This is a genomic window from Thermophagus xiamenensis, assembly GCF_900112795.1.
Lineage (GTDB): Bacteria > Bacteroidota > Bacteroidia > Bacteroidales > Marinilabiliaceae > Thermophagus > Thermophagus xiamenensis.
Genome location: NZ_FONA01000002.1, coordinates 210605 through 221580 on the forward strand (window position 1 = coordinate 210605; position 10976 = coordinate 221580).

General features: G+C 37.9%; 12 protein-coding genes. 7 read left to right on the forward strand and 5 right to left on the reverse strand.

What is annotated here, in order from left to right:
* Positions 1-54: 54 nt before the first annotated feature.
* The 5 genes from BM130_RS01880 to BM130_RS01900 all read right to left on the reverse strand — a co-directional run bounded on the left by BM130_RS01880 (position 55) and on the right by BM130_RS01900 (position 4648).
* The gene (locus BM130_RS01880) at positions 55-1500 is read right to left on the reverse strand and encodes a monomeric [FeFe] hydrogenase (protein WP_044138848.1); all 1446 of its coding nucleotides are present in this window, start codon (positions 1498-1500) and stop codon (positions 55-57) included.
* 210 nt (positions 1501-1710) lie between these two features.
* Entirely contained in the window at positions 1711-2235 is a 525-nt protein-coding gene (locus BM130_RS01885) for a TrmH family RNA methyltransferase (RefSeq protein WP_010528727.1), read from the reverse strand.
* A gap of 19 nt (positions 2236-2254) precedes the next feature.
* Positions 2255-2758, reverse strand: coding sequence for a hypothetical protein (locus BM130_RS01890; protein ID WP_010528728.1), 504 nt, complete (start codon positions 2756-2758; stop codon positions 2255-2257).
* 13 nt (positions 2759-2771) lie between these two features.
* Positions 2772-3077 (reverse strand): nucleotidyltransferase domain-containing protein, encoded by a 306-nt coding sequence (locus tag BM130_RS01895; RefSeq protein ID WP_010528729.1) that lies wholly within the window; start codon positions 3075-3077, stop codon positions 2772-2774.
* 170 nt (positions 3078-3247) lie between these two features.
* Positions 3248-4648: a CCA tRNA nucleotidyltransferase gene (locus BM130_RS01900; protein ID WP_029626731.1), complete on the reverse strand. Its 1401-nt coding sequence runs from the start codon at positions 4646-4648 to the stop codon at positions 3248-3250.
* 676 nt (positions 4649-5324) lie between these two features.
* On the opposite strand from BM130_RS01900, the gene trxA (BM130_RS01905) reads away from it, so the two are divergent.
* The 7 genes from trxA (BM130_RS01905) to BM130_RS01935 all read left to right on the forward strand — a co-directional run bounded on the left by trxA (BM130_RS01905) (position 5325) and on the right by BM130_RS01935 (position 10868).
* A complete protein-coding gene (gene trxA, locus BM130_RS01905; RefSeq protein ID WP_010528731.1) occupies positions 5325-5684 on the forward strand; it encodes a thioredoxin in 360 nt (119 codons plus the stop codon).
* 45 nt (positions 5685-5729) lie between these two features.
* Positions 5730-6188, forward strand: coding sequence for a thioredoxin (trxA, locus tag BM130_RS01910; protein ID WP_010528732.1), 459 nt, complete (start codon positions 5730-5732; stop codon positions 6186-6188).
* Positions 6189-6406: 218 nt separating this feature from the next.
* Positions 6407-6916, forward strand: coding sequence for a hypothetical protein (locus BM130_RS01915; RefSeq protein WP_010528733.1), 510 nt, complete (start codon positions 6407-6409; stop codon positions 6914-6916).
* A gap of 110 nt (positions 6917-7026) precedes the next feature.
* Positions 7027-8640, forward strand: coding sequence for a tetratricopeptide repeat protein (locus BM130_RS01920; RefSeq protein WP_044138849.1), 1614 nt, complete (start codon positions 7027-7029; stop codon positions 8638-8640).
* A 334-nt stretch (positions 8641-8974) separates the two neighbouring features.
* A complete protein-coding gene (locus BM130_RS01925; RefSeq protein WP_010528735.1) occupies positions 8975-9370 on the forward strand; it encodes a DUF3244 domain-containing protein in 396 nt (131 codons plus the stop codon).
* Between the two features lie 313 nt (positions 9371-9683).
* Positions 9684-9878, forward strand: coding sequence for a hypothetical protein (locus tag BM130_RS01930; RefSeq protein ID WP_010528736.1), 195 nt, complete (start codon positions 9684-9686; stop codon positions 9876-9878).
* 156 nt (positions 9879-10034) lie between these two features.
* The gene (locus BM130_RS01935; RefSeq protein WP_010528737.1) at positions 10035-10868 is read left to right on the forward strand and encodes a GLPGLI family protein; all 834 of its coding nucleotides are present in this window, start codon (positions 10035-10037) and stop codon (positions 10866-10868) included.
* Positions 10869-10976 lie beyond the last annotated feature (108 nt).

Consider the following 10976-nt stretch of genomic DNA (forward strand, 5'->3'; position numbering starts at 1 on the left):
GCATGTCATGATAGTAATGACAAATCGGCAGAAACTTTGACAACAGAATTCAAACTATTGAGAATCATAAAGCTTATTTATTGAATCTTCGAATATCTTGCGTCCTTTTCTTTCATCGGTAAGGGAACAAGGTCCGGAGAGGCAACCTCCCTGGCAGGCCATCACTTCAATAAAGTTTCCGGGTGCTTTCCCTCGAGCATAAGCTTTCAGCATATTCAAAGATTTTTTGTCTAAACCATTTATCACCACCTCTTTAATAAAGACATCGTTGCTGGCTTTTTTCACTGCGTTGACCACACCTGTACTTTTGGCAAATCCTCTGGCTTCAAGTGGCACCTCGGTCAACTCCGCCTCCAACGCCAGGCTTGAAACTGAGATATCCAATCCCTCGAGGATAGCATCCAGTTCTTCAAAAGTGAGCACATAATCTACCAAACCAGAATCGCGCGCTTCTTTTCGTTTTGCCACGCAAGGGCCAACAAATACGGTTTTGGCACCCAGGAACCGTTCTTTTACTTTACGTGCCGTGAAAACCATAGGCGAGGGGGTTTCACTTACAAGTTTCTTCATTGCCGGAATATGCTTATTTACAGCTTCTACATAAGAGGGACAACATGAAGTGGTCATTAAAGTACACCCTTTTTCGAGACGTTCTCTGAATTCGGCTGCCTCTTCACGCGCTGTATCAACGGCTCCTTCTGCCACTTCCATTACATGATGAAAACCAACTTTTTTGACGGCATTAAGAACCTGTCCGGGCTCTGCCTGATATTGCCCATACAATGATGGTGCAACCATAGCCACCAGTTGCTCGCCTTTTTTTATAGCATTCAACACATCTATGGTTTGCGATATTTCGAATATGGACCCAAAAGGGCAAGCGTTAATACACCGACCGCAGAGAATACATTTTTCTTCATCAATCTCCTCAACGCCATCATTATTCTTTTTAATAGCGCCAACCGGACAAGCTTCCTCACATGGCACGGGAACATAAATTATAGCATGGTAAGGGCATGCTTTATGACAGATACCACAACTAACGCAAACCTCTTCACGAATATGGGCTTTACCATCGGCATTAATAATAATGGCATCTTTAGGACAATTCATTTGGCACGAACGCCCCACACATCCGCGGCAAAGGTTACTTACCACATAATTAACCTTCACACAACTGGTACAAGCCTCATCAACCACTGTAAGCATGCTCTTCCCTGTTGGCTGCCGACGACTTAGTGCTACATTGGCATATTCGGATAAAGGGGTCAGTTCATCTTCTTCCTCATCGGGTCGAAAGCCCAACAAAGGCATGGTTTTATATTTAATTACCGCCCGCTCTTTATGTACGCAACACCGACGGCGCGCCCCCTTTTCCTTTGGTGCCATTTCCAGCGGGATACGGTCAATTTTTTCGGGTAGTAGATCTTCTTTCATCAGTCGGGTCAATCGCACGAGCAGCTCCCGGCGAATAACCATAGTGTTTTGGATGTAAGCCATAAAATTTGAAGGGATTACTTTGGTTTAATTTTTCGCCGCAAAAGTAGAGATTATTAAAGAATTTTCTCCGTAATTCCTGTTAAAAAAGAAAAATTTCTTTAATCATATCTCCTCGCAGTGAAAAGCAAACATCACCGGCGATTGTAACAAAAACCACAATACCTATTCATCCATATTTCCCTACTTCCGCCTGGCTATTGGATACATATTTTAATGAATAAGGTGTAGATGCTGCCTCATCCACTCAAACAGGCAAACGGCTGCGGCATGCGACACGTTCATCGACTTTACCGGTCCCAACATGGGAATATGAACGTCCATCTGACCGTGGAAGTTAACCTCATCAGGTATCCCTGACCTTTCGCTACCTACCATTAGGGCCATTTTGTCAGGCAATTGGGTATTCAGAAGATTAGTGGACCCGGGAGCAGTTTCCAGTGCCACAAAAGAATATTGCGGGGGAATGTGTTGAAGAAGGTCTTCTGAACGACAGAAAGACCAGTTAACCATCTCATAGGCTACCCCTGCCACATATTTCATTTTGGCCGTTTTAAAGACCGCTTCCTCCTTATTTTTTACAAACAAAACCAACCGGCACCCCACATTGGCAGCCAGGCGTAAAAGACTGCCTGCATTTTGAGGCGTTTGTAGATGCCAACCTATTAGTATGGGTGCCACCTCCTCAGGAAATGGGCGATAAAGTTTATCCGAAAAGAATTTATTGGCCTGATACAAAATATTAAGTGTTTTAAATTCAGAAATTGGGATTAGAGCAATCTATTTTTAACCCATATTGTTCCAACAACCGGGAACAACGAGCTAAAATTTGTTGGAAAACAGTGAAGTTTTCGACTAAAATATTTATTCCTTCAACACGCTCCTTCAGGTTAGAAGGATATTCATGAGTAATCTCATTTCGGATTTTTCTTAACTCTATCCAGTTTTGTGTTGAATCAATAATATTTAATTTCTCCATCCGGTTTAAAATATCAATAAAAGCTTTATCCTCCACAGGTTCAGCCAGAACTTGAAGTATTAATGGGAAAATTCGGGAACCAATGAGATCTTGTGCTTTTGAAAAGCGAAAAATATATTGATCAAGAAATCCAATGGTATCATCATCTAAAGATAAATAGTTATCAGAGGTAATTGGAAGAAATTTTTTCACTTTAGACAAAGCAAAATTCATTCTTTTGAGGTGTATATAACCGGTATCAAAAGCTTCTGTCAAAGCATCCTTTAAATCCTTATTATTCATAACAATAGTTAAATCATAAAATCACACCTTCTTTTTGGGCTGTTTGGATAATTGGCAGATCCTCATTTTGAGGTGTATGTATAATAGCATCAATTTTTTGTTCTCCCAACAGCATCTCCAATTTGGCCAGAAAAGCAGCCTTTTGACGCACAAGCTCATGAGCAGATTTCATCTCAGACAACCGTATGTACAAATCAATATCACCGCCTTTTTTTGTGTCATCGGCACGTGATCCAAAAAGATAAATAGTAGCACTATTCCCCCAAACTTCTTTAGCTGCTTGCTTAATAGATTTCCTTTCCTTTTCTGACAATCTCATGATTTCCTATTAAAGGAGTCCAAATCAAATATACAAAAATCGACACAATGGATTTATTATGCTGCAATTAGTTTGATTCTATATGCATTAGACATTTGTCGATTACCGTTTCTCCTATCCCCCAAAAATAAAATTCCTTAAACGAAATTTCCTTACAATCAAAACAAACATCAGCCCTTCAATCCCATCTCTTTCCCTTTCTTCAGCATGAATGTTCTGGCTTCTTCATAATCGTTGTGTATTGTACCTTCCAATATAGCTTCTTTAATGGCAGATTTAATTTCACCAACTATTTTACATGGGGGCAAGCCAAAGGTCTCCATAATTTCTTCACCGGAAATTGGCGGCTGAAAGTTTCTGATACGGTCTTTCTCCTCTATTTCCTTTAATTTTTGCCGAACAATTTTGAAGTTACGCAAAAACTTACGCACCTTCACCTCGTTCTTCGAAGTAATATCCGCCTCACAAAGCGTCATTAAACTGTCAATGTCATCCCCTGCATCAAACAATAGCCGTCTGATAGCCGAATCAGTCACCCCTTCTTCGCTCAGCACAATGGGGCGCATGTGAAGTTCCACCATTTTTTGCACAAACTTCATTTTTTCATTTTGGGGCAGACGTAGTCGCTGAAAAATTTTGGGAACCATTTTCATCCCCACATAATTATGAGAGTGAAAAGTCCAACCTACTTTTGGGTCGAACCGTTTAGTTCGGGGCTTGGCAATGTCATGCAACAAAGCAGACCAGCGCAACCACAAGTCATCCGAACGTTCTGCCAATTGGTCCAGGACTTCCAGAGTATGATAAAAATTGTCTTTATGCCCAATCCCATTAATTTTCTCTACTCCCTTTAAAGCCTGTAATTCCGGTAAAATAAGAGGTAACAAACCGGTTTTTTCGAGGAGTTTGAAACCCATTGATGGTCTTGGCGCCATTAACATTTTATTAAGTTCCTCAGTTATTCTTTCTTTCGAAATAATCTCCAATCTTTCCTTTTGAGAAACAATGCCTTCAAATGTCTTTTCTTCAATTCTGAATCCCAGCTGAGTGGCAAATCGGATGGCACGAAGCATTCGCAAAGGGTCGTCTGAAAAAGTAACCACCGGATCCCTCGGAGTACGAATAATGCCAGCTTCAATATCTTTAACCCCCATAAAAGGGTCAATCAACTGCCCAAAACTTTTTTCATTTAATGACAAGGCCAGCGCATTAATTGTAAAATCTCGCCTATTTTGGTCATCCTCAAGAGTCCCATCTTCTACAACCGGTTTTCTGCTATTTCTGTGATATGATTCTTTTCTGGCGCCCACAAATTCTATTTCCATCCCACGGTACTTAAACATGGCTGTACCAAAATTTTTAAACACAGAAACTTTTACTCCGCCCAATTTCTTCGCCACAGCTCTTGCCATCTCTATACCGCTACCAACAACCACTATATCAATGTCCGTAGTTTGTCTTTTCAATATCAAATCCCTTACAAAACCTCCAACAACATATGTCTCCCTCTCAATACTATCGGCTACTTGTGATATGGCCTTAAACACAGGCGTTTGTAAATATTGCTTCATAATATCTTTTCCGCGACTATTTTTCATCTAAGTTATTGATTCATCCGTATAAAATTTACTTACTTCATTGATATATTGTTTCTTAAAAGCAGCCATTAGTGGTTAGTCGTTAGTCACTAGTCCATTAGCACTAATGACTGTTGACTAATGACTATTGACTTCTTCTGCCTTATGCCTGTACATTATTTATATTTATTCTTACCGTGACAACCTTCTTCTGCAACCTCTACCTATTTCCTGAATTTGATAAAGCACCCACGTTGTTTAAACAGGATATAAAAAATAAGCCTTCCCCAAAAACAACATTCAAATGTAAATGTTATAAATTATAATGATATTTTATACTGTAATACTATAAAACAACTTTCTGCACAGACCGTTTCCTTAAAGAAACATATCATCATAATTGTCGATTGCCGGACCAAACACTTAAACAACAATAAAACAGAGCATTCATATTTTTAGCCAATGATAAATAATTACAACCCTAAATTATTACCTGGCCTTATTTTTTATCAAATGAGCGTCAAAATTACAAATATAATCCCAATAGAAAGGGCCGTTGACAAATCTCAGTTTTTTGGCACAATGATTGCATTAACATATTTACAAATTTAGATATTTTGAAATTGAGATAAAAAATCACTATTTTTGAACCAATAAAAAAAGAAACATTATGGTTGAGCATTTAACAAAAGAGACTTTTAAAGAAAAAGTATTTGATTTTGAAAACAACAAAGAATGGAAATTTGAAGGTGATAAACCTTGTTTAATAGACTTTTATGCTGATTGGTGTCAACCCTGTAAGATGGTGGCACCAATTTTGGAAGAACTGTCGGAAGAGTACGACGGAAAATTAGACATTTATAAAGTAGATACCGAGGCCCAGCAAGAATTGGCCGGGATGTTTGGTATTCAAAGTATTCCGTCGTTACTGTTCGTTCCTGTCGATGGTCAGCCTCAAATGGCACAGGGCGCATTACCCAAAGACACGTTTGAACGAGCTATTAAAGATGTTTTAAAGGTAGAGAAATAACATCTCTACCCTATCTGTTTTCTAACCCCTTCAAAGTCAATAATCATGAGAAATTACTTAGCATTATTTTCGGTTGTCGTTTTGTTTCTCTTTTCAGGAACCCAAACAACAAAAGCCCGAACAGGCGGGAATGAAGCCGAGTCTAAAATCATCCATTTAGACAAACAGGCTTTTATCGAGAAAGTGTTTGACTACGAAAACAACAGTGAATGGGTGTACAAAGGTGACAAACCGGCTATTCTGGACTTTTACGCCGACTGGTGCGGACCCTGTCGAATGTTAGCTCCTGTATTGGAAGAAATTCAAGAGGAATATGGCGGAAAGCTTCAGGTTTATAAAATTGATACCGAAAAATCACGTGAATTATCGGCGGCATTCGGCATTAGAAGTTTACCAACCATAGTTTTCATTCCTATGAATGAAAAACCGCAGGCAGTGCTGGGTTTCGTCCCTAAAGAGCAGTTAACCAAAATGATTAATGAAATTCTTAAAGTATCTAAGTGATTCTCAAATGGGTTAATTGAAAAAAGAAATATTAATCAATAATTAGCTAATCAGTTTTTATTCTTTTTGATAGGTGCTATAAATTGGAAGCAACTTAAGAGAAATTGATTTTTACTGATTGGTTTATAAAAATATAAAGGGATTGTCAACGATGGCAATCCCTTTTTTGTTTCCTATTTCTGAATTCACTAAATTTAACTGACTAAAAAACATACTTCATGACACCCAACACATCATCAGCAACAAATAGCGGAAAAGCCCTTCTGGAAGAACGACTCAAAGGATTGGACCACAAGAACTTCAACTGGCAAGCCTGGAAAAAAGGGACACTGCTGGTCTTGAAAAGAATCTTCGGTCCCGACAGCATCTACGTGCGCGAACTGGAAAATACCGATTATCAATACAACAGCTGGTCGTTACGCGACACGGCCGGAAGCGAAGACCCGGTAAAGGAAAGCGTCAGAGAACTGCTCCGGATTTGTATTACTGAAGCCAATCTTAACGAGCCTCTTAAATCCAACCCAACAACCGATCTCTCACAGGAACTTAAGAATATTTTGTCTCAATATTTCGACCATGCCACTTTGGCAGAAATCCAAAAAATTGCATCGGCCGAGATGCCGATGGTGGCAAAGGAAGAACAAGTAGGAAAAATTATCTCGGATAAAATACCGAAATATCAAACAGCCTTGCTGGGCAAAATCTTATTGTGGGCTGCCAACAGATAACTTTTTGCGAACCTGTTTCTAACTTTCCCTCCCCAGAAATGCTTAAAACACTTTTTTATTCCTCATTAGTTATCATTATTTTAACATGCACTCATTGCAAACAACTGCCGGTGCATGAAAGAAAGCTATTAAACAAAGCAGAGTCATTGCTTTATAAAAATGTAGACAGCGCTATTATTCTGTTAAATTCAATACCCCATCCTTCCCAATTGCCCCAAAAAGACTTTTACAGATTTTTTTTACTAAAAGCAGAGGCTAAACACAAGAAGGATAGGGACATTTCATCAGATACGCTTGTCTTTTTAATTGAAGACTTCTTTGCACATAAAAAAGACTTTCATAATGCTGCAAAGGCAGCCTACCTCGCCGGGACAATATACACCCTTCATGAAAAACTTGAAAAAGCAACCCAAAAATTCCTGGAGGCAGATAATTACAGTAAACTCGATACTGACTATAATCTAAAAGGACTAATAAATGGTGCTTTAGGAAATGTATACTACGGTCAGCTTTTAAAAGATGAAGCGATTGTCAGGTACAAAAAAGCAGTCCGGTATTTTCATGAGGCAAACAACCATAAAAACTTAAGTATTGCCCTGAACATGATTGGCAACTGCTTTTTGCTCAAAAACATGCCCGATAGTGCCATCGCGTTCTATCATAAAGGATTAACTATCGCAGACAAATACAATTTAACAAGTGAAAAAATCAGCATTCAACAATGCCTTGGAGTTACCTATCGCGAAACGGAGCGATGGGATAAAGCCAAAAATATTTTTTCAAGTACTTTATCCCAGACCGGTGACTCAACTGAAAAAGCACGAACTTATTACAATTTAGCCAACGTTTTTGCCGGAACCAAGCAATATGATTCGGCACTGGTCTGTCTTAACACCGCCATTAATTTACTCAACTCAAAAGAAAATATTTTTCTGTTAGCCAACATTTACAAATCACTTTCCTTAGTTAATGAACAAAAAGGAGATTTTAACAGCGCATTAAACAACCATAAGCTTTACAGCGAATACCTGGCTGCTATACTGGAAAAAAATAAGAACAGCGCCATTTTGGAAATTCGCGAAAAATATAATATTCAAACGCTTTTGGCCAAAAACCGGCTACTAATTATCCAGCGACAACGCAATATTATTATTATTTCCGGTCTTTTGCTGACTCTTGGTATCTTTCTATTTGTCTACTATCTCCAAGACATGAACCGTAAAAAAGAACTTCTGGAAATTGAAAAACGCATTTATCAATTGAAAGAGATGGCACAAACCGCCCAAAAAGAAAAAAATTCATTCCGCTCGGTATTGCTTGAACAATTTGGTATTTTAAAAAAGGCAGCTTTGCTGGAAATATACCTCCGTAACGACAATGGACAATCAGGAAGACATTTTATAAAAACCTTTAATAAAGTAGTATACGGCCAAGAAGAATTAGACTGGAATAAATTTTACAGAACTATGGATTCTGCATACAACGGGCTTTTTACTCAAATGAAACAGGAACTTCGAGAACTCAATGAAACAGAATTCAGAATTTGTTGCCTCGCCTATGCAGGACTTTCTAATACCGAAACAGCTGTAATTCTGGGCTATAGCCCCAACACCATCCAAGCCAAAAAATCTTTAATCAGGAAAAAACTTAAAGTCGGTAAATTCGCCAATTTCAAAAGCTTCCTGGACGAAAAAATCAAAGAAAACCGGCAAAATAAAAATTAAAGATTGGTATCTTTTTAGATATAAGATGTAAAGAGATAATTTACATTTAGATACCATTGTTGTGGATTTGCAATTCACTCCGGTGTAAAGTCCGAAAACCAATCCTACTCTGCTCTTAGGGATAAATAAACTAAGAGCACAAATCGTTTTAACATTAATTCCATTCACCACACATGGCCACCAAAAACAATATCACTATTTTCCCAAACTCCTAATATACAACCCATTGACACACAAACACACTACAAAAAACCAATATTGGCAATAAAAACTATTGCAAGCGAGATTACAAGGGAATAATTTTGCTATTGTTAATCACTTAAAACCCATAAACATGCTAAAATACATCTTAACCCTTGTCTTTTTAAACAGTGCCATTTTACCGTTTTGTTCTTTGGCTTATCAAGATATTCTTCTAGCAGTAGATTCAAAAAAAGAAATCGAACTCTTGGGCTCACTATCCACACCCGGACTCAAATCGGCTTCAAACCCTATCAGGGCTTTTATTCTCAATAATCAATTAAACATCAGTTTCCTCAAAAAAAAATTGGGAACCATTAGCATTGTCATCAGTTCTTCCTCAAATGTAGTAAAATGGGAACAAAGCATCAATACCTCCATTACAGCCAATGTCATCATTGACATTTCGTTCTGGAATAAGGGTATTTACGAAATTCATTTTATCGATAGTAAAGGCTACTACCTCTATGGACTATTCAATATTGACTAAAAAATATCCTCTTTTTGGCAGGGCTGGCAACCCTTGTTAAAAAGAAAAAGGAACCCTTGCACAGTCGGTTCCCCTAATTACACACCTACACAATTGTCACCTAAACCATACAAAGGCTAACAAAGATAATCAAACACACGAAAATCAGAAGGCAATATTGCCAGTTTTCGGAAGCAGTCAACGGTAATGGATAACTTCCTTGCCTGTAACGGTATAGTTTTCCGGCGAAAGCTTTTAAAAATAGCCGGAACGGTTCCCGAAAAGCGTTTTGAGTATGAGAATAAAACTAAGTTTAATCAAAAATCTTTGTGTCATGAAAAAAACAGGATTAATTTTTACAATGATAATCACTATGCTGACTGGCACGGCAGGTATCAATGAGGTTTCTGCCGATTGTGTAACTGTAGCCATTGATTGTAATAATGGAAAGGGTACTGTAACATCAGCATGCGGGACAACTGAACAAGTTGCCGAAATAATCAAAGAGGTCATAGAGATAACCTGTTAAATTCCAAGAATATAAAAATCAGTTTCACCCTTTTCTGAAATTGGATGTGGCTATCCAAAATTTCCGTTTCCGGAAATAAAAATATTCCGGTTAAATGGGAATCTTGGAAGCCACAATTTAACTCACTATTAAAATAGATTTCCTCAGAAATAAAAAATGAAAACACCGGGTATTATTATCAAATATGTATTTCTCTTGCTACCCATTTTGACATACTCACAAGAGCGAGAGATTATTGACACTGTAAAAACAGAATTTGTTTACGAATATATGTTTCAGCAAGACTCAATGTCAGAAAGCTCAATAAAAAGCCAACTTATGGTTTTGCAATTAGGGAATCGATTTTCGAGATTTACAGGAGAAAATATTCCTGCACAAGACTCCATATTTGAAGCCAATAAAAATACCGATACTCAACACATTATTAACCAACTGTTACCACTTATGACCTCACAGCCGGGAAATATCCTGGCCGATTATTCTATTTACAAAAGTTTCCTCGAAAAAGGAAGCATTGAGATGACCTCTGTCCTGTCGCCGGATAATTATTATAGGGTTGTTCAAAAAATCAGGTACCAATGGTCAATCATCAACAGTGCCGACACTATTATTCTTGGATATCCCTGCAAAAAAGCAAGGACTCACTTCGCAGGCCGCGATTACACTGCCTGGTTTACTCCAGAAATACCAGTTAGCGATGGGCCTTACAAATTTTACGGACTACCGGGGTTAATAGTACTTATTGAAGATTCACAAAAGCAACACCGTTTTGAATTGTTAAGTACTCGAAAGCCAAAATATCTAAAACCTATATATTACCAGCATAAATCATACATCACCATAACTCCCCAACAATACATCAAAGTTATTGAACAGGTGAACAACCATCGATATGAAAAATTTTCTAACATGTCGGAGTTTTCAGAAGAAAATTTAGGACAAGTTTTACGCAGAACTAAAATGAGAAACAACTTTATTGAACGATATTAAAAATCATTTGATTTAAACAAAAAACTAAAGCGCATTAAACCCATTCAATAAATTTTGGATTCGATATGACTGGAGAAAATAGCTAACATTCTTCTCTTTTGAATTACA